20 protein-coding genes are annotated in these 19,228 nt (G+C 66.7%); 12 read left to right on the forward strand and 8 right to left on the reverse strand.

The window, feature by feature from the left end; translation table 11 throughout:
- Positions 1–119 precede the first annotated feature (119 nt).
- The 3 genes from MRBLST15_RS01815 to gspH are packed head-to-tail and all read right to left on the reverse strand — an operon-like array spanning position 120 to position 1,536.
- A complete protein-coding gene (locus MRBLST15_RS01815; RefSeq protein ID WP_367784910.1) occupies positions 120–734 on the reverse strand; it encodes a prepilin-type N-terminal cleavage/methylation domain-containing protein in 615 nt (204 codons plus the stop codon).
- Positions 731–1,093: a type II secretion system minor pseudopilin GspI gene (gene gspI, locus MRBLST15_RS01820; protein WP_367784912.1), complete on the reverse strand. Its 363-nt coding sequence runs from the start codon at positions 1,091–1,093 to the stop codon at positions 731–733. The genes MRBLST15_RS01815 and gspI overlap by 4 nt, the downstream gene beginning before the upstream one ends.
- Positions 1,090–1,536 (reverse strand): type II secretion system minor pseudopilin GspH, encoded by a 447-nt coding sequence (gene gspH, locus MRBLST15_RS01825; protein ID WP_265951366.1) that lies wholly within the window; start codon positions 1,534–1,536, stop codon positions 1,090–1,092. The genes gspI and gspH overlap by 4 nt, the downstream gene beginning before the upstream one ends.
- 116 nt (positions 1,537–1,652) lie before the next feature.
- On the opposite strand from gspH, the gene MRBLST15_RS01830 reads away from it, so the two are divergent.
- Complete coding sequence (locus MRBLST15_RS01830) at positions 1,653–2,111, forward strand: hypothetical protein (RefSeq protein ID WP_312703945.1); 459 nt, start codon at positions 1,653–1,655, stop codon at positions 2,109–2,111.
- Positions 2,112–2,118: 7 nt separating this feature from the next.
- Here MRBLST15_RS01830 and MRBLST15_RS01835 read toward each other — a convergent pair whose 3' ends face one another.
- Positions 2,119–2,460 carry a hypothetical protein gene (locus MRBLST15_RS01835; RefSeq protein WP_367784915.1) on the reverse strand — a complete coding sequence of 114 codons (342 nt, stop codon included), beginning with the start codon at positions 2,458–2,460 and terminating at the stop codon, positions 2,119–2,121.
- A 201-nt stretch (positions 2,461–2,661) separates the two neighbouring features.
- On the opposite strand from MRBLST15_RS01835, the gene MRBLST15_RS01840 reads away from it, so the two are divergent.
- From MRBLST15_RS01840 to MRBLST15_RS01865, 6 genes are all read left to right on the forward strand, one after another.
- Positions 2,662–4,278, forward strand: coding sequence for a ShlB/FhaC/HecB family hemolysin secretion/activation protein (locus MRBLST15_RS01840; RefSeq protein ID WP_367784917.1), 1,617 nt, complete (start codon positions 2,662–2,664; stop codon positions 4,276–4,278).
- A gap of 37 nt (positions 4,279–4,315) precedes the next feature.
- Positions 4,316–6,100 carry a DUF2341 domain-containing protein gene (locus MRBLST15_RS01845; protein WP_367784919.1) on the forward strand — a complete coding sequence of 595 codons (1,785 nt, stop codon included), beginning with the start codon at positions 4,316–4,318 and terminating at the stop codon, positions 6,098–6,100.
- A 10-nt stretch (positions 6,101–6,110) separates the two neighbouring features.
- Entirely contained in the window at positions 6,111–6,524 is a 414-nt protein-coding gene (locus tag MRBLST15_RS01850) for an ExbD/TolR family protein (RefSeq protein ID WP_265951371.1), read from the forward strand.
- Positions 6,525–6,527: 3 nt separating this feature from the next.
- Positions 6,528–7,226, forward strand: coding sequence for a TonB family protein (locus MRBLST15_RS01855; protein WP_367784921.1), 699 nt, complete (start codon positions 6,528–6,530; stop codon positions 7,224–7,226).
- A 42-nt stretch (positions 7,227–7,268) separates the two neighbouring features.
- Positions 7,269–9,008, forward strand: a complete 1,740-nt coding sequence (locus MRBLST15_RS01860; protein ID WP_367784923.1) for a putative porin — start codon at positions 7,269–7,271, stop codon at positions 9,006–9,008.
- 97 nt (positions 9,009–9,105) lie between these two features.
- Positions 9,106–9,435, forward strand: a complete 330-nt coding sequence (locus MRBLST15_RS01865) for a hypothetical protein (RefSeq protein WP_100465565.1) — start codon at positions 9,106–9,108, stop codon at positions 9,433–9,435.
- A gap of 15 nt (positions 9,436–9,450) precedes the next feature.
- Here MRBLST15_RS01865 and MRBLST15_RS01870 read toward each other — a convergent pair whose 3' ends face one another.
- The 4 genes from MRBLST15_RS01870 to MRBLST15_RS01885 all read right to left on the reverse strand — a co-directional run bounded on the left by MRBLST15_RS01870 (position 9,451) and on the right by MRBLST15_RS01885 (position 12,269).
- Entirely contained in the window at positions 9,451–9,849 is a 399-nt protein-coding gene (locus MRBLST15_RS01870; RefSeq protein ID WP_265955270.1) for an OsmC family protein, read from the reverse strand.
- Between the two features lie 80 nt (positions 9,850–9,929).
- Positions 9,930–10,571, reverse strand: a complete 642-nt coding sequence (locus MRBLST15_RS01875) for a hydrolase (RefSeq protein WP_100465563.1) — start codon at positions 10,569–10,571, stop codon at positions 9,930–9,932.
- A gap of 80 nt (positions 10,572–10,651) precedes the next feature.
- Positions 10,652–11,332: a hydrolase gene (locus MRBLST15_RS01880; protein ID WP_367784926.1), complete on the reverse strand. Its 681-nt coding sequence runs from the start codon at positions 11,330–11,332 to the stop codon at positions 10,652–10,654.
- Positions 11,333–11,402: 70 nt separating this feature from the next.
- Complete coding sequence (locus MRBLST15_RS01885) at positions 11,403–12,269, reverse strand: pirin family protein (RefSeq protein ID WP_367784928.1); 867 nt, start codon at positions 12,267–12,269, stop codon at positions 11,403–11,405.
- Between the two features lie 150 nt (positions 12,270–12,419).
- Here MRBLST15_RS01885 and MRBLST15_RS01890 point away from each other — a divergent pair, with 150 nt between their 5' ends.
- The 5 genes from MRBLST15_RS01890 (at position 12,420) to MRBLST15_RS01910 (ending at position 19,150) form a co-directional block, all read left to right on the forward strand.
- Complete coding sequence (locus MRBLST15_RS01890) at positions 12,420–13,346, forward strand: LysR family transcriptional regulator (protein WP_265955277.1); 927 nt, start codon at positions 12,420–12,422, stop codon at positions 13,344–13,346.
- Positions 13,347–13,467: 121 nt separating this feature from the next.
- Positions 13,468–13,971, forward strand: a complete 504-nt coding sequence (locus MRBLST15_RS01895; RefSeq protein ID WP_089235807.1) for an RNA polymerase sigma factor — start codon at positions 13,468–13,470, stop codon at positions 13,969–13,971.
- Between the two features lie 82 nt (positions 13,972–14,053).
- The gene (locus MRBLST15_RS01900) at positions 14,054–15,007 is read left to right on the forward strand and encodes a FecR family protein (RefSeq protein ID WP_367784931.1); all 954 of its coding nucleotides are present in this window, start codon (positions 14,054–14,056) and stop codon (positions 15,005–15,007) included.
- Positions 15,008–15,219: 212 nt separating this feature from the next.
- Positions 15,220–18,330: a TonB-dependent receptor gene (locus MRBLST15_RS01905; protein WP_367784933.1), complete on the forward strand. Its 3,111-nt coding sequence runs from the start codon at positions 15,220–15,222 to the stop codon at positions 18,328–18,330.
- A gap of 55 nt (positions 18,331–18,385) precedes the next feature.
- Positions 18,386–19,150, forward strand: a complete 765-nt coding sequence (locus MRBLST15_RS01910; protein WP_367784935.1) for a Slam-dependent surface lipoprotein — start codon at positions 18,386–18,388, stop codon at positions 19,148–19,150.
- The last annotated feature ends 78 nt before the right edge of the window (positions 19,151–19,228 follow it).

Here is a 19,228-nt window from a genome sequence, read left to right on the forward strand (position 1 = left end):
CGGGACAGCGCCCGGCGACCGGGGGGCAGTAGATCCACGCCATGCGTGGATGCAGCCCAGTAGATCCACGCCATGCGTGGATGCAGCCCAGTAGATCCACGCCATGCGTGGATGCTCCTTCAGAGCGCCAACACCCGCCGGTAACTCAACGGCCCGCGTCCATCACGCAACCCCAACCGCAATTCCAGACCGGTCGCCGGCAATACCTCCCCCTGGCTCGGCAGCATCGCCCAACCAACCCCCGGTTGCCATGCCCGCACCTCAAAGCGCTGCACATCACGCGCCACCAACAGCCCGCGCGTCGGCTCAGGCGCAGGCAACGGATAGTGATCGGACGGCGCACCGCTGGCGCGCCACAGCGTGCTGCCTTGCCGCCACCAGCGAACGCGCTGCCACTGCAGCCCATCACTACCGACGCTGCGGGTGATCTCCAGCGAGATACCACCATCAGTGTGGCGCTCACTGGTCAACGACGGCGGCAGCAGCCGCGCAGGTTGATCGGCCGGACGCACCGCGCCGTTCATCAGCGCATCGTCGGCCCGCATCTCGATATCGCGCTGGAACTGCTGCAGCACCCGCATCGCCGTGCTGGTCTCGGCATCGGCCTGGCGCAGGCGCTGATCGGTGCTGGCAACGCTGTCCAGGGCGCGCCAGCAGATCACCGCAAGCACGCCCATGATGGTGATGGCGATCATCACTTCGATCAGGGTGAAGCCACCCGCAGCGCGTTTCATGGCACCGCCGTCCATGGCAGCTGCAGCCGCGCGAGCGATTGCTTCGGCGCATCTTCGGCCACCACGCTCAACTCCAGTTGCGGTTGCCCGTCGGCGCCGCTGCCCAGGTGCTGCTGCACCAGGAAACGGGTGCGCCCCTGCAGGCACAGCAGGCGTGCATCGCCGGGTGGCTGTGCGGCCAGGCGCAGCTCCTGCCAGCGGTCCTGCGCACACAGCAGGGCCAGCCGACGGTCACGCAGGCGCGACTGGTCATCGGTCGCCACCGCCACCGAGCGCATCACCGCCGCCAAGGCGATGGCCACGATGGCCAACGCGATCAGCACCTCGATCAGCGTGAATCCGTGTTGCTTCCGCTTCACTGCACGACCTGCAATTGTCCACTGCCATCATCACGAAGACGCAGTCGACGGCCGTCCAGCGACAACGCCAGCTCCCACGGCACGCCGATCCATTCGGGGCTTAATTCGATGACGGCCGTCGGCTCCACTTTCATGCCGTGGGTCTGCCACTGCTGGGGGCGCAGCAGGTCATCCCGTTGCAGATCGACCCAGCCTTCGCTGTCGCGACGGCTGAAGCGATAGCCTTCTGCAGTGGCCTGCCAGCGGATCGGTCGACCATCGATGCGTGCTTCATCGCGTGCGACCTGCAGGCGCTGCGCCAGCCGCTCGGCCTCCTGCCGCAGCTGCCGCGAAGGGTCGAGCAGGCTGCCAAGGCCAAGACCGATGCCCGCCGTGCAGATGCCGATGATGACCAGTACCACCATCAGTTCAATCAGGGTGAAGCCGCGTGGTCTGCGTTGCATCGGACATCGCCTCCCGTCCTTGCCGATACCTGCCAGCGTAGGTGCGGATGATGAAACAAAAGCGTCAGCGGCAGCTGCTAGCGTGGCCGCACAGGAACATGGCGAAGGTGCGGAACATGGACGGCAGGCGTTGGGATCGCAATCGCATGTTGACCCTGCTGGCGGCCATGCTGCTGCTGGCCGTGGCGGGATATTGGGGCATGGCCCTGTTCATGGCGCCGGTTCGCGTTGCCGCCGCCACGGTGCAGGTCGCCGTACCCGCTGCCCCGGCCTTCGACGACGCTGCGAGCGCACCGCTGGTGCGGCTGCTCTCGCCCGGCGCGGTGCAGACCGACGTGGCCGTGCTGGGCGTAATGGCCGGGCAACAGGCGCCACTGGCGCTGCTGTCGGTGGATGGGGCGCCTCCCCAGGCCTATGCACCGGGCCAACGTCTGGGTCCATCTACCGTACTGGCAGCGATCAGCGCGAACGCGGTTGAACTGCAGCAGGCAGGACAGCCGCGCTCGCTGCCCGTGCCCGAACTGCCGCCGCTGCCCACCGATGGCATCGTTCCCGCCGCGCTGGGGCGGCACTGAACACGGCTCAGCGCGCTGGGCGCTGCGGCACCACCGAACGCCCGAACGCGTCGCCCATGCGTTGCCGCGTACCCTCCAGGTTGTACTGCAGCATCTGGTTGCCGGGCTTGCGCATCAAGCGTTCGGCCTCGGGAAGAGCAGGGCGGGCGGCTGCGTTCTCCGCCGGCGCCAGCTTGCGTTGCAGGCAGTCCCAGGCGGGGATGCGCTCGCCATTGACCTGTACTTCGATGCATGGCGCTGCATCTGCCTGTTTGGCAGCCTGGTCGGCCCGCGCCCAGGGTGAGGCCAGTGCCAGAACCAACGTCACACAGAGGGCAGGGCGGTCTGGCGTAAGCAGGGTGGCGTGCATCTTGAATCTCCTGAGGCAGCAGGCGTTCTGCAATGAAGACGTGTACCAGGCGAAGTGTCCGCCTGCGCCTGTTTCAGCATCGTCAACAGATGACAGTGCTGTCACAAAACTGTTGGCGGTTTTGACGCGGCCTGCACGTCCTGTTGGTAGACCCACGCGCCGCTCCCTGGCCATTCCCTTCGATACGACGCGATGCCTTCGATGACTCCCGTTCCGTGCCGTGCCGCTCGCCTTCCGCTGCGCCTGCATCCTCTGATGCTGGCCCTGGCGTCGCTGCCATTTCCAGTGCTCGCGCAGGACGCCGCACCAGCGCCCACGGTGAACATCAACGAGTACATCGTGCGCGGCAACACCGTGCTCGATGCGCGCCAGATCGAACGTGCGGTCGAGCCGTTCCTCGGCCCCGGCAAAACGCTCGCCGATGTCGAGAAGGCGCGTGATGCAGTCAACGCGCTGTATCAGCAGGCCGGCTACCAATCGGTCTATGTGGAGCTGCCCGAACAGCAGGTCAACGCGGGCGTGGTGCTGCTGAAGGTGCAGCAGACGCCCATTGGCCAGCTGCGCGTGGTCGGTGCCCGCCATGACTCACCCGAACGCATCCGCGAGCGGGTACCGGCGTTGGCTGAGGGGCGGGTGCCGGACTTCGACCAGGCGCAGAAGGAACTGACTGCGCTGAACGAGGGTGGTCGTCGCCAGGTGCTTCCGCTGGTGCGCGAAGGCCAGGTGCCGGGCACCATGGATGTGGACCTGCAGGTGGAAGAGAAGTCGCCGTGGCGCGCGAGCGCGGCACTCAACAACGACCACAGTGCCGACACCGAGAAGCTGCGCCTGAGTGCATCGCTGGCCCACGACAACCTGTGGAAGCGCGGGCACAGCGCCAACATCGGTGTGTACCTTGCACCGGAAGATACCAAACAGGCGAAGGTGTTTTCGGCCTCGTACACGATGCCCTTTGAAGGCACACCGTGGAGCCTGGAAGCGTCCGGCTACACGTCCGACAGCCGCGTACTGAATGCAGGTGGGCAGGTCGGCACCGGCACCGGCACCAACGTGATCGGCAACGGTCATTCCATTGGCCTCAAGCTCAACTACCGCCTGGTCGGCAGCAGCCAGTGGTGGCGCCAGCTCAGTCTCGGCGTGGACTTCAAGGACACCGAAGAAGACACGCAGATGGGCAAGGACAGCCTGAAGACGCCGTTGAAGTACGCGCCGATCACCCTGGCCTTCGTCGGCGTGCGCCAGGGCGAGAGCGATCAGCTGAGCATCAGCACGCAGCTGGTGGCGGGAACCCGGCGTCTGCTCGGCTATGGCAGCAATGCCACCGATTTCGGTCAGAAGCGCTACTGGGCCGACCCGAGTTTCGTGGCGTTCAAGGCCGATGTTTCCAACACGCATACCTTCGGCAACGACTGGCAGTGGTATGCGCGTGGCTCGCTGCAGGCGACCGATGCGCCGCTGGTCTCGGCGGAGCAGTTCGCCGCCGGTGGCATGTACACCGTGCGTGGCTACCTCTCGGCCGAAGCGATTGGCGACTACGGTGGCCTGGCCAACCTGGAATGGCGCACCCCGGCGTGGTCGCTGTGGAGCGGTACCGACCTGCGCCTGTACAGCTTCGCCGACGCGGCCTACCTGCGCCTGCGTCAGCCGCTGCCGGAACAGCGCGACAAGTACAACCTGGCGTCGGTCGGGCTGGGCGCGCAGCTGCGCCTGGGCGAACACCTTCAGCTGCGCCTGGACTACGCCTGGCCCTACGCCGATGGCCCGGTCACGCGGAAGGACGACCCGCGCCTGCATTTCAACATCAGCACCAGTTACTGACCCTTCCCTTGAGATGCGTTCTCCGGAGACCTTTTGCATGGACCGTCTGCTTTCCCGAATGTTGCTGCTGCTGGCTGCGCTGATCGCGCTGCCCGCCGCCGCGGCCGATGCCAACTGGTGGCAGGCCGAATGGAAGTACCGCAAGCCGATCACCGTCGACGCCGGCCCGCAGGGCGCGGGGTTGGCAGGCAATCCCGGGCGTACCCCGCTGTTGCTGCGCCTGCATACCGGCAATTTCGGTTTTGATGGCACGCAGGAGGGTGGCAACGACCTGCGCTTCGTTTCTGCCGACGGGCGCACTGTGCTGGCCCATCAGATCGAGCAGTTCGACCCGAACCTGGGCCTGGCGCTGGTATGGGTGGACGTTCCGGCACTGAGCGCCAGCGCGCCGCAGACGATCTGGATGTACTACGGCAACGCGAAGGCGCCTGCCAGCGGTAACGGCCAGCAGGTGTTCGATCCGGACTACACGCTGGTCTACCACTTTGCCGAAGCCAATGCGCCGGCGCGTGATACCACGGCCTACGGCAACACGGCCGGGGTGGTAGTGCCTGCGGCGGAAAGCACGGTGATCGGGCGTGGCGTGCAGCTGGGCGCTGGCCCGCTGCCGCTGCCGGCCAGTGCTTCGCTGGCACAGGAAGCGGGCGCGCCGCTCACCGTTTCGGCCTGGATCAAACCGGGCGCACTGACCACCGCGCAGGCGATCTATGCTCGACGCGATGGCGCCGCCGAGCTGGTGCTGGGCATCGACAACCGCGTGCCATTCGTGCAGCTCAACGGCCAGCGCAGCACGCCAGCGCAGCCGATTCCGGAAGGACAGTGGGCGCATCTCGCGCTTACTGCCGAGAAGGGCTCGCTGCAGCTGTATCTGAACGGCCGCGTGGTGGCCCAGCTCAGTGGTGAACTGCCGGCACTGACCACCGCCGCAGTGGTGGGTGCTGATGCCCCGGGTGCGACGCAGCCGCTGGCCAACTTCGATGGTGCACTGGATGAACTGCGGATCTCACGCGTGGCGCGCCCGGCGGCGCTGCTGCTGGCCGATGCCACCGCGCAGGGAGCCGATTCGCGTCTGATCAGCTACGGCGCCGACGAGCAATCGGCCGGGCAGAGCCACTTCGCCTTCATCCTCAAGGCGATGCCGTTCGACGCCTGGGTGGTGGTCGCCATCCTCGGCCTGATGATGCTGTTGTCGTGGGCGATCATGATCGCCAAGAGCCGCCATTTCGGTCGCACCAGCAAGGCCAATGCGGTGTTCACCGAGAGCTTCAGCAAGCTCTCCGGCGTGCCGCTGCGCACCTTGTCGGAGATGGACCGGCAGGGCAAGGTGCCGACGGCGATGCACGACGGCTCGCTGTGGCGCATCTACCAGGTGGCCATCGATGAAATGCAGCAGCGCCATCAGCGCGACGGCAACTCCGGCTATCTGAGCGCGGCCACCATCGCCGCCATCCGCGCGTCGATGGACGCGGTGATGGTGCGCGAACAGGAGGCGATGGCGCGGCGCATGAACTGGCTGTCGACCACCATCGAGGGTGCACCGTATGTGGGTCTGTTCGGCACCGTGATCGGCATCATGCTGGTGTTCGTGGTGGCGGCGATGGCCGGTGCGGTGGACATCAACTCGGTGGCCCCGGGCATGGCGGCAGCGCTGCTGTGTACCGCCGCCGGCCTCGGCGTCGCGATCCCGGCACTGTTCGGCTACAACTGGCTGGGTGCACGCGCCGAAGCGATCGGTGCCGACATGGCGGTGTTCATCGACGAGTTCGCCGCCCGCCTGGCCGAAGAGCAGGACGGGCGCGGCCCGGCCGCGGTCCAGGGCTGAGGAACCGGCCATGGCCTACAAGGCGAAGTTCGGCATCAAGAAACGCGAGAAGGGCATCAACGTGACGCCCTTCGTCGACGTGCTGCTGGTGGTGCTGGTGATCTTCATCCTCACCAGCAACGCCTCCATTCCCGGGATCGAGGTCAACCTGCCGAAGGCCAGCAACAGCACCGCACTGGAGAAGCCCAAGACCAAGGCGATCACCATCGATCCCAGCGGCCAGGTGTTCCTGGATGCCTATCCGGTGACAATGACCGAGCTGGAGGACCGCCTGCGCACTGAACGCGCAACCTCGCCGGATTTCCCGGTGATCGTGCGCGGTGATGCGCAGGTGCAGTACGCACGCGTGGTGGAGGTGCTGGATCTGCTGCGGCGGCTGGAGCTGGCCCAGGTCGGCCTGGTCACCGGCAAGGCGCAGGGCTGAGGCATGGCCGGCCATCGACCGCCCCTGCAGGAGCCTGGTACGCGCGGACGCCAGTTGCTGGTGACGATCGCGCTGGTGCTGGCCGCGCTGCTGGCACTGGGAGTTGCCGTGTGGTGGCTGTTGTTCAAGGACACCGCCAGCACCCGCCGGCCGGTAGTGCAGCCGCCGATGCTGGCGTTGCCGCCTCCACCACCGCCACCGCCGCCACCGGAAAAACCGCCCGAGCCGGAGACGCCGCCGGAAGAAACCGTGCCTGAGCCGGAACCGCTGGACCAGCCAACGCCGGCCGAAGAGCCGACACCGACGCCGGACAACGCCGACCCGGTAACCATGGACGCCGATGCGCAGGCCGGTGGGGACAACTTCGGCATCCAGTCGGGCAGCGGTGGTGGTTCGTCCGGTGTCGGCCGTGGCGGTGCCGGCAATGCCAGCTATGGCCGCTACCTGGGCTATCTGATGCAACAGGCGATCTCGCGCGATGCGCGGGTCAAGCGCCTGGCCTTCCAGCTGCAGGTGAATGTGTGGCTGGCGCCGGATGGCCGGCTGGAGAAGGTCGAGCTGGTGCGTGGCAGCGGCAACGAGGAGGCCGACGTGGCCGTGCTCGATGCGCTGCGGCAGATCGGCAAAGTCGACCAGATGCCCCCGGCGTCGCTGGATTTTCCCGCGCGCGTGCTGATCCAGGGCCGTCGCCCCGGCGCTTGACCGATGACTTCCGTGATTTCCACTCTTTCGATGAGAACCGTGATGAACGACCACGACCGTGCTCGAACCGCATCCCACCGCCCGCGGCCGGCCCGACGGGCGCTGCTGTGCTGCGCCGTACTGCTCAGCCTGGCCGTGCCGGCCAGTGCAATGGCTGCCGAAACCACCATGGTCAAGCTGATCAAGGGGCTGATTGCCAGTGGCGCGCTCAAGCCCGAAGACGGCCAAGCCCTGCTGGTTCAGGCCGAAGCAGAGGCGGCGGCTGCGCAGCGCGGCACCGCGGGCAGCACAGCCAGCAGCGGCGGCGTGGCGCTGGAAGCCGGCGACGTGCGTGTTCCGTACGTGCCGCAGAGCGTGCGTGATGGCATCCGCGATGAAGTACGCCAGGATGTGATGGCGCAGGCCAAGGCCGAGGGCTGGGCCGCGCCGAACGAGGTGGCCGAGTGGACCAAGCGCATCAAGGTCACCGGTGACATGCGCGTGCGCAGCGAGTCGCGCTTCTACTCCGAGCGCAACAGCGACATCGAGACCAACTGGGCCTCGGTGAACTCTGGCAACGGTTTCGATACCAACAACAACACCAACCTGCAGTTGCCGCCGCTGCTCAATACCCGCCAGGACCGCCGCAACCTGTGGCGCATCCGGGCACGGCTGGGCATCGAAGCGATGATCGGCGAGCACACCACCGCAGGCGTGCGCCTGGCCAGCGGCAGCAGCAACGGGCCGGTGTCCACCACCGAACAACTTGGCGGCGGCCTGGGCAAGAAGGACGTGTGGCTGGACCAGGCATGGCTGGCCTACAGCCCGGCCGACTGGGTCACGGTGCGTGGCGGACGCTTCGGCAATCCGTTCTGGACCAGCGACACGCTGTTCTCCAACGACCTGAACTTCGATGGCCTGGCGGCCAATCTCAGGTACGACATCGCTGACGACGTCGGCCTGTTCGGCAACCTGGCGGTGGTGCCGTTGGAGTACACCTCCGACAGCGCGCCCAGCCAGAGCCGAGTGAAGACGCCCAACGAGAACAAGTGGCTGTCCGGTGCACAGGTGGGGGTGAACTGGCGCTTCAACGATGACAACAGCCTGCGTGCGGCGCTGGGCTACTACGATTTCAAGAACATCAGTGGGCGCCTGTCGTCGCCGTGCGCGCTGTATGCAGGCGCGGTCGGTTGCGATACCGACTGGTCGCGGCCGGCGTTCATGCAGAAGGGCAACACCCTGATGCTGATCCGCGACATCGCCCGCAATCCGCTGGATCCGGCCAACACGCCCACGCCACAGTACGTGGGCCTGGCCTCGGCATTCCGCCTGGCCACCTTCAACCTGCGCTGGGATACACAGCTTGCGCAGGACATCGGCATGCGCCTGGACGCGGACTACATCCGCAACCTTGCCTATGACAAGCAGGCCATGTTCGCCCGGGCCAACAACGGCATCGTCAACAACTACGGCGCCGGCGGCACTGCCAGCATCGACACCTTCCGTAGCGGCGACACCGCCTGGATGCTGCAGGCGACTTTCGGCGCAACCGAGCTGAAGGAGAAGGGCCAGTGGCAGGCCCTGCTGGGCTACAAGCGGATCGAGGCCGATGCACTGCCCGACGCTTACAACGATCCGAACTTCCACCTCGGCGGTACCAATGCGCGCGGCTACTACGTCGGCGGCGCCTATGCGCTGGATGCGCGCAGCTGGATCAGCGGCAAGTGGATGGCGGCCAAGGAAGTGTCGGGCCCGCCGTTGTCGATCGACGTGTTCCAGCTGGAGTTCAACACCGGTTTCTGATCGGACAGCGTGATCGCAGTCACGACACGTGTGGCGGGGGCGCGGCGACGCGCCCGTCTAAGGAAGGAAGACCACGCGTTGCACAAAGGAGGAGTGGATGAGCCGTCGCAAGCTGTTCGAGAGTTCCGAGCCCGCCGCACACACACTGGGCATCGGGCCGGCCTATGTCTCGGTGGAGGGGTTGCGCCAGCACCTTGCCGAATTCCTGCTGTATGCAGGGCGCCCGGTGGTCATCATGCGCGGGCGCAGCGAGGTCGGCTATTTCCTGCCGGCACGCTGCTGGCGCCAGCGCGAGGATGATCCGCTGGCTGCGGCTGCCGCCGATCAGCTGCTCGATGCCGCCGGCTTCCAGGCCGAAGACATCCAGCAGGTCGAACAGGAGTTCAACGCCATGCGCCAGCGCACCGTGCTGCATTCACGGCGTTGAAGCCATACCCGGCGATCAGGCTGTCGCCCCGCGCTCGCTGGTGATCCGTGCACCCTCGCGCATCACCAGCGTCACCGGGGTCTTTTCCACCACCTCCAGCAGGCGCTGCCACTGCGCATCACTCAGCTCGGCGGTGGCATGCAGCACGCGGTGTACGTGGAAGCGTCCGTCCGCATCACGTTCGGAGCGCAGCTCGGCGTGGAACTCGCCCAGCTCCCAGCCCTTGCGCTGGGCATACATGCGCAGGGTGATGGCGGTACACGCGGCCAGCGAGGCCAGGTACAGGTCGAACGGAGCAAACCCTTTGCCTTGGCCGCCCAGCGAGGCCGGCTCATCGGCCGCGACATCGAAATGGCCGTTGCTGATGTGGTGCAGGTAGTTGTCGGCGGTCGAAACAATGCGTGCGTAAGCCATGGGAATCCCCGGTTGTAGCGCCGGGCCATGCCCGGCTGCAGGAAAAGGCGGCGCCAGCCGGAGCCGGGGCCGCCACGGAATCACTCCGTACGATCGTACGAGAACTGGATGCCGGCCGTGCCACCGGTTTCAATGAAGAGATTCATGAAGGCTGGCACCGTCTCCGCCCGTACCCAGTCGCGCTGCAGTTCGCAGAACAGCTGCGTCACGCTGATCAACTGGCCACCGGCCTGTTCGATGCGGCGCAGCGCGGCGTCATGCGCGGCCAGCGAGGTGCCGCCCACCGCATCGACCACCACGTAGACTTCATAGCCTTCCTTCAGCGCATCCAGCGCGGGGAAGGTAAGGCAGGCTTCGGTCCACAGCGCGGTCATGATCAGCTTCCTGCGGCCGGTTGCTGCCACCGCCTTGCGGAACTCGACGTCTTCCCAGGAATTGATGGTGGTGCGGTCGTAGGTCGGGTAGTCGCCCAGCACCTTGCGCAGCTGCGGGATCGGCGGCTTGTTCAGGCCGGTCTGCACGTTCACGGTCGAATGCACGATCGGCAGGCCGTAGGCGACCGCCGCCTTGGCGGTGCCGACAATGTTGTTGACCAGCAGCTGACGGTCCATCGAGGCGATGGAGTTCACCTGTACCGGCTGGTAGTCGATGATGATGAAGGCGGAATTCTGCGGGGTCAGCAGGTGGTCGCTGACGGGGTCACGGATCGGTTCACTGGCCATGAGGGTGTCCTGGTCGGGGGTGGCTTGCGGTGGAGCCGGCGGTGTGCCGGCAGGCGGGAATTGCCGTGGATGCAGTGGGCTCAGCTGCGCTGCGAATCCAGCTGCTCGTGGTGCTTCTGCACGTCCTGCGCCTTCTGGTAGCTCTCGATCAGCAGCTGGTAGTTGGGGAAGATCTGCGTGTAGATCGCTGCCCACTGCTGGGCGTCCTCGCGGTTCCAGGTGCGCTGGATTTCCGAGGCGACCGCAGCGGTATCCATCGGCACCACGCCCGCCTGCACCACGCGCGCCAGAGTGATTTCCTCGGCCATCTTCGAATAGGTGCCGGAGGCATCGACCACCGCGAACACCTGGTAGCCGTCGGCGACGGCGGCAATCGAGGGGAAGGCCATGCATACGCTGGTGATGGTGCCGGCGATGATCAGCTGCTTGCGGCCGGTGGCCTTCACCGCGGCGACGAACTCGGGGTTGTCCCACGCGTTGATCTCGCCGCGGCGTGCCACGTACTGCGCATGCGGTGCGGCGTCGTGGATCTCCGGGATCAGCGGGCCGTTCGGACCCTGCGGTACCGACGCGGTGGTGATCACCGGCATCTTCGCCAGCGTGGCCATCTTCGCCAGGGCGGTGGCGTGCGCACGTACGGAGGTGAACGGCATGTCACCAATGGTCTGGAACAGGCCACTCTGGTGGTCGATCAGCAGCATCGCGGCGTTGTCCGGGTCGATCACCGGGCGGGCGCCGTTGAAGTTGGCGGGGGTGTTCATTGTCAGTTTCCTGGGGGAGGGGGCGAAAGCCCGGAAGGCGGCGGGCGATTGCCCGCCGCAATGCAGTGGATCAGTGCGCGATCTGACCGAAGCGGCCGCCGTTGAAATCGTTGACGGCCTGGCTGATCTCGGCCTGGGTGTTCATCACGAACGGCCCATAGCCCACCACCGGCTCATCGATCGGTTCGCCGCTGAGCAGCAGCATCGTGGCGTCGCTGTCGGCATCGATGAAAACGTCTTCGCCGCTGCGGTCGAAGGTCACCAGCTGTGCTTCGCCGACGGCCTGGCCGCCGTTGATCCGCACCGTGCCCTTCAACACCACCAGCGCCAGGGTGCGGCCATCGGCCACCGGCAGTTCGGCGTGCTGGCCCTGCAGCAGGCGGATGTCCCACACGTCCATGGGGGTATGGGTGCGTGCCGGTCCAGCATGGCCATCGAATGCCCCGGCGATGACGCGTACGCGGCCGGCACCGTCGGCCAAGGCCACCGAAGGAATCTGCGCATCGAGCAGGGTCTGGTAACCCGGCGCACCCATCTTGTCCTTGGCCGGCAGGTTCACCCACAGCTGCACCATGTCCAGCGTGCCGCCACGCTTGCTGAATTCCGGCGTGTGGAATTCCTCATGGAGGATGCCGGAGGCAGCGGTCATCCACTGCACGTCACCCGGGCCGATGGTGCCGCCGGCACCGGTCGAATCGCGATGGGCGACTTCGCCTTCGTAGACGATGGTGACGGTCTCGAAGCCGCGATGCGGATGCTGGCCGACCCCACGCGGGGTTTCGCTGGGCGGGAAGCTGTACGGCCCGGCGTAGTCCAGCAGCAGGAACGGGCTCAGGTGCTGGCCATGGGTGTTGTAGGAGAACATCGAACGGGCAGGAAAGCCGTCGCCCACCCAGTGCGGGCGGGGGGCGCTGTAGGTACCGGTGACACGCTTCATGGCGATCTCCTGACCGGGGCAACCGGTCGCTGTTTTTCGTTGCGGAGACGATATCGCCGTGACAATGGACCCGGTAGTCGGCAGAATTTGCCGTCATAGTCCTATTTCGTGAACGATGAAGGCCCGGCAAGGGCCGCAGGAGATCGTCCCGTGTTCATCGCCGACATCCGCCGCTGCGACCTCAACGACCTGTTCTACTTCGCCATGGTGGTCGAGCACGGCGGCTTCTCGCAGGCAGGGCGCGCACTGGCCATGCCCAAGTCCAAGCTCAGCCGGCGCATCGGCCTGCTGGAGGAACGGCTGGGTGTGCGCCTGATCCAACGTTCCACCCGCCGCTTTTCGGTCACCGAGATCGGCCAGGACTACTACCGGCACTGCAAGGCGATGCTGGTGGAGGCCGAAGCAGCCGAGGAGGCCATCGCGCTCTCACGCGCCGAGCCGCGGGGCGTGCTGCGGCTGGCTTGTCCGATCGCTCTGCTGCACGCGCGCATTGGCGGCATGCTGGCTGACTTCCTGGCCCTGCATCCGCAGGTGACCCTGCAGCTGGATGCCACCAACCGGCGCGTGGATGTGGTGGGCGAGGGCGTGGACGTGGCCATCCGCGTGCGCCCGCCACCGTTGGAGGACAGCGACCTGGTGGTGCGCGTGCTGGCCCGTCGCATCTGGTGTACCGCTGCCAGCCCGGCCCTGCTCAAGCAGATGGGTACGCCGAAAGTGCCTGCCGATCTGGCGATGATGCCGACCGTGGACCTGGCATCGCCGGCGCAGGTGCACGCCTGGGAGTACGCCGGCCCAGAGGAGGTGACGGCCAGCGTGCACCACCGCCCGCGGTTGGTCAGCGATGACATGATCGCCCTGCGCAGTGCGGCGGTGGCCGGTGTTGGCGTACTGATGCTGCCGCGCATGATGATCACCGACGAACTGGCCAGCGGCGCGCTCGTGCCGATCCTGCCGCAGTGGCAGCCCAGGCACGGCATCGTGCATGCCGTGTTCCCCTCGCGGCGCGGCCTGCTGCCGGCGGTGCGCGCGTTGATCGACTACCTGGCCGAGCGCTTCGAGGCGCTGGAAGAGCCGTAGCGGCGCGCCATGCGTGGATGGGGCGACTGCCCGGGGGTGCAGGATCGACGCTTGCCGCCTACACTCCCGGTCCGGACCGTCGCCATCACGCCCATCATTCCCCGGTCCGGCCTTGGCACTCATGTCTCCCAATGCCCTGGCGCTGATCGAGCTGTTGATCCGCGAGCGCCGCGCGTTGTCGCGCTTCATTGCCCGCTACCTCGACCCGGCCAGTACCGAAGACACCCTGCAGAACCTTTATCTGAAGGCCAGCAGCGTGCCCGGCGACCCGCCGATCCTGGAACCGCGCGGGTATCTGTACCGCATGGCCTATCACCACGCGCTCAACCGCAGCCAGGCCGACGCGCGCGAACGGCGGGCGATGGCGGAGTACGCCAGCGACCTGGCCGATGCCAGCAATGATGGCGAGGCGCAGGCGCTGGACCAGGCCCAGCTGCGCGAGATCAGCCAGACCATCCTGGCGCTGCCGCCACAGGTGCGCGAGTGCTTCGTGCTCAACCGCTACCTGGGGCTGAGCGAGCGCGAGATCGCCGTGCGCCTGGGTATTTCCAAGAGCGTGGTGGGCAAGTACGTGCTGCGCGCGGCCCTGCTCATCCAGCAGCACCAGCGGGGAAGCCACGCATGACCTGCAGGTGCCGTGGGCAGATGCCGCTTGCCGCTGTCTCAACTGTAAGGCGCACCCGTCGGTGGTGCCGCAGGCCACAATCATGACTACGTCCATACCCTCGCCGCGTCAGGCCAGGCAGGCGTTGCGCTGGGTGATACGGTGCAATGCGGGCCGGTTGCCGGAGCGCCAGCAACGCGCCCTGCAACGCTGGCTGCAGGCCGATCCCCGGCATGCCGATGCCTGGCGCCAGCAGCACGCCTTCTGGCAAGGCCTGGATGCTGCCGGCCCGGATGTCCTGGCTGCGCTTCCGGAACTGACTGCCGAACCCGCGCTGCGGCCGCTGCAGCCGCGTCGTCGGCTGCCTTGGCTGCTTTCCAGTGCGGCGGTGCTGCTGCTTTCGGTGACGGTGGCGCCGCACGCGTGGCTGCTTGTCCGCAGCGATGTGCGCAGCGGCAACGCGCCGCGCACGGTGCAGCTGCAGGATGGCAGCACCGCCATATTGGATGCAGTCAGCGCGCTGGCGCTTGATTTCAGCGCCGGCCAGCGCCGCCTGCAGCTGCTGCGTGGCAGCGCCTGGTTCCAGGTCGCGCACGAAGCACGACCGTTCCGGGTGCAGGCCGGCGGCGGCGAGATCCGTGACATCGGGACGGCCTTCAGCATTGCATTGCACGATGCCGTGGTGACCACCGAAGTCAGCCAGGGCGAAGTGGAGATTCGGCCGGGCCGGGTCGCAGCGCAGCGGCTGCAGGCCGGGCAGGCACGCGCGTTCCGTAATGGCCACTGGCTGCAGCCGCTGCAGCTGACCGATGTGGATGCCGTTGCACCGTGGCGACGCGGCGAGATCGTCATTGATGATCTGCCTGCACAACAGGCAATCGAGCGTCTTGCCCGCTATCGGCGTGCGCCGGTCTGGGTTCTGCGCGGGCAGGGCGCGCAGGTGGCGGTGAGCGGCTTGTTCCACCTGCAGCAGCCGGATGCGGCGATTGCCGCCGTGGCCCAGCAGGCCGGCCTGCGCAGCCAGCGCCTGCCGGGCGGCGCGTTGTTGCTGTGGTGATGTCTCGGGGGGCGGGTGGACCCATCCACGCATGGCGTGGATCTACTGGTGTGATTCGATGATCTGGCGATCAACCAAAAAACCGTGGGCAGATCCGATCCCGCGTTGTCTCTAGTGGTATAGCCAGAGCGAAACCGCGTTTCTTCTCAAGCCAACCGAACCGCGTGCACCCGATGTGCGCACGGTCCCGCCACCTTGAGGAGTCACCGTTCATGCCGTTCCCGGCAGCCGCCCGTCATCGCCGCGCCACCGTCCTCGCCCTGGCGATCGCCACGGCACTGGTTCCTTTCGCATGGGCGCCGACCGCCCACGCCCAGGCCGCTACCGCCTCCGTGCGCGCATATGCCATTCCCGAACAACCCTTGGCCGACGCAGTGCGCAGTTTCGGCCGCCAGTCGCAGGTGCAGGTGGTGTTCCGCAGCGATCTGGTGGAAGGGCGGCGCTCGCGCGCAGTGCAGGGCCAGTACAGCCCCACCGAAGCGCTGGATCAGTTGCTGCAGGGCAGTGGCCTGCGCGCGCAGCAGGAGCCGGGTGGCACCTGGACCCTGTTGGCCAGCGGCGATGACGGCGGGGTGGTGGTCACCGACACGCTGAAAGTGGGCGGGCGCCTGCAGGCCGACGGCGGCGAAACACGTGATCGTTGGGGATACGACGACGTGTTCGCGCTCGACCTGAGCACGGCCTATTCCGGGCGTGACCGGGTGGAGCGCTATCGCGGCGCCAACCCGGCCGACGTGGTCAAGGACCTGGTCGGTGTGTTCAGCGGCGACGCCCGCAACAGCGGCGCATTGGACCTCAACATCCGCGGCATCCAGGGGCCGGGGCGGGTGCCGGTCAGCATCGACGGTGGCGAGCAGGCGCTGACCGTATGGAGGGGCTACAACGGCGTCAGCAACCGCAACTACATCGATCCCAACCTGATTGGTGGCATCCAGGTCATCAAGGGGCCAGCGTTGGTGCGCGATGTACACAGCGGTATCGGCGGAGCGATGGTCATCAAGACCCTCGATGTCGACGACATCGTGCCGGCCGGCGAGCGCTTCGGCGGGGAGCTGAAGATCGAAGGCAGCAGCAATGCGGTGTCACCGCGCCTGCCACGGCTGCACACCGGCGAGGACTACCGCACGGTGGAGGGTTTCCCGCAGCAGTCGCCGGCCTCGCCCTATGCTGACCGCACCCTGGTGGTGCCGGTGAAATCGCGCAGCGGTGACAACCCGTTCGATGGCGATGACCAGGCCTGGCGCCTGGCGCTGGGCTGGCGCGGTGAGCGGGTGGACGTGATGGCGGCCTACGCGTGGCGCAAGCGCGGCAACTATTTTTCGGGCAGCAAGGGCAGTGCCTACTACGACCAGGACCCGCGCGAGCAGTACGAATACCAGGGCATCGATTACATCACCACGCTGGCGCGCTACTTCAAGCCGGGTGATGAAGTCCCCAACACGTCCAGCGAACAGGAGTCGTGGCTGCTGAAGGCAACTTGGCAGATCACCGACGACCAGCAGCTCAAGGCCACCTGGCGGCACACGCTCTCGCACTACGGCGAGATCATGCCTTCGCGCATCCTGTCCGCGCCGGATTACGGGCGCATCCAGTGGCCGCTCAGCCGGGTCGATTCGGATGCCTGGAACCTGGAGTACCGCTGGCAGCCGGCTGGCAGCCGGTGGCTCGACCTGCGCGCCAACCTGTGGCGGACCGAAACCAACAGCGATACCTACACTGCCGGTGGTTTCCCCAACTTCGCCTCGGGCAACCCCGATTGGGATCCCAGCCGCAGCCCGATCCTGCGCAACACCGCACTGGCCAATGCCCGCAACGACCGTACCGGCCTGACGCTGAGCAACCGCTTCGGCCTGCATTCCACGCTTGACCTGACCGTGGGTGGCAACTGGCAGTACGAAACGCTGCGTTCGGGCGATCCGTACTTTGGCGTGACCGACGGCTGGCGCATGTACCCGCGCGCGGGCCGTCGCCAGGAAGGCGAGGGCTACCTCACGCTGGAGTGGCGGCCGGTCGATTTCCTCACCCTCAATGCCGGCGTGCGCTACAGCCGCTACTGGGCGTTCGACGATTTCCTGCAGGAGCATCCGGAGCTGCTGACCCGCAGTGTCGGCAGCAAGGAGGCGCGCTACCGGGTCAATGAGCTGCCGCCACGCCCAGCCAGCCTGCAGGGAGAGATCGATGCGATCGAATCGGAGCGTGAGTTCTGGGAAAGCATCGGCATGGGCTCGCTGGTCGACGACCTGCTGAAGAACCTGCTGAGCAAGTACGAAACGCCGGTGCCGGTGGAGCACAGCATCGCCTGGGCAGCCGATGCCGATGGCAACTACACACGTGCCAGCAACCCCTGCCTCAACGGCCAGGTGGCAGCGATCCCCGGTCTGCTGCCGATGGTGCTCGGTACCGACCAGACCTGCCGGGTGCAGAACGCCGTGCAGGGACGGGCGGTGCAGGCGCACAACAGCCGCCGCCGCGACCATGCCTGGCTGCCGACGTTCTCGGCCACCGTGCACTTCTCGCCTGGCGCGCGCCTGTATGCCCGCTACACCGAGGCCAAGCGCTTCCCCAGCATGTTCGAAAGCACCATCGCATTCTCCAGCAGCCTCAATCCGCTGTATCCGCTCAAGCCCGAACACGCCTACAACTACGAGCTGGGCTATGTACACAATCTGTCCGCGCTGTTCGGCGGCACCGCCGATGCCGACGTCAAGTTGGCCTACTACGTGCACAAGACGCGCGATGTGATCGAGCGCGACGCCTACTTCCTGTTCGACAACATCGACAAGCAGACCATCCGTGGCATCGAACTGCAGGCGCGCTTCGACAATCGACGCTTTTTCAGCGACCTGGGTATCGCGCGCACGCTGGAAAACGAGGTGTGCGACGAGAGCAGCGCGGTGCTGCTCGACGCCAACCGCGGGCTGGTGCCGAACTGCGTACAGGACGGTTTCGTGGGCGGCTACCTGCTGACCCAGGCGATTCCCAAGCTGTCGGTGAATCTGTCACTGGGCACGCGCCTGTTCGATGAGCGGCTGGAACTGGGCAGCCGCATCGTGCACTACCGGCGCCACGACAACCCCGACCTGCAGGTCTACCGCGATCGTCTGCTGGCAGGTGGCAGCAGCCTGCTCTGGCAGAACGTGCCGTTCACCTGGGGAAACATCACCACCGTGGATGCCTATGCGCGCTGGCGCTTCAACGAACACGCCAGCGTTGAACTGGTCGGCAGCAATCTCGGCAACCGCTATTACGTCGACCCGGCCACGCGCTCCACGCTGCCGGCGCCGGGGCGCACCGTCAAGCTTGCGCTCACTGCGCGCTTCTGAGTTCCACCGTTGCAAGCGTTGTACCTGTAGTTCCCTCAATCCAAGGAGTTTTTCCATGAAAATGATCTCCCGTTCCATGCTTGCCGTCGCCGCCAGCCTGGTCCTGGCCGGTGCCGCCCACGCTGCCGATATCGTCGGTGCGGCCAGTGCCGTCACCGATCCGCAGCTGAACGTCAACGTCGGCGAATCGCAGGTCAATGGCGGCCCGCACTCGGCAGGCAAGGCCGGTATTGGCGTCGGCACCGTCTCGGGTGGCACGCGTGTGGACTTCCAGGGCTTGAGCGCCTACTCCGCACCCACCGTCATCAACGGCACCACCGTGCGCACCCTCGCCATGCCGATCACCGGTACCCCGGGCAGCCACGCCGGCATGGGCCACTTCAACTTCGTCAAGGTCGGTAGCGGCGATGTCTGGTTCGGCGAATGGTCCAAGGATGGCGCGGCTGGCGGCTTCAACAACCGCCAGGTCTACTTCGCCGGTGACCGCGCGGGCACCACGCTGCCGGCAGGCGTGGCCACCTACGCCGTCGCAGGCCTCAACAAGTTCAACGGCAGCAACCTGCTCAGCGGTACCTTCCGCGCTGACTTCGGCACCGGCCGCCTCAACGGCGCGCTGGTCGGCTCGGGCCTGACCGTGGCCGTGGCTGCAACGATCAACAGCGCCAACGCGTCGTTCGCCGGTTCGGCCACGGCCAACGGTACGGTTGCCGGCACCAGTCAGGGCCAGTTCTTCGGCGCCAACGCCGCCACCCTGGCTGGCATCGCCACCTTCGCCGGCAACAGCCAGTACGACACCGCCTTCGGCGGCAGCAAGAACTGATCGCCACGCCCCTGACGGGGCAGGGCAGGGACAAGCCGCGATCCGCCAGTCCCTGCTTCGGCCTGCGATGGTGCTTCA

The sequence above is a fragment of the Stenotrophomonas sp. LST15-1-1.1 genome (assembly GCF_040815575.1).
GTDB classification, from domain to species: domain Bacteria; phylum Pseudomonadota; class Gammaproteobacteria; order Xanthomonadales; family Xanthomonadaceae; genus Stenotrophomonas; species Stenotrophomonas lactitubi_B.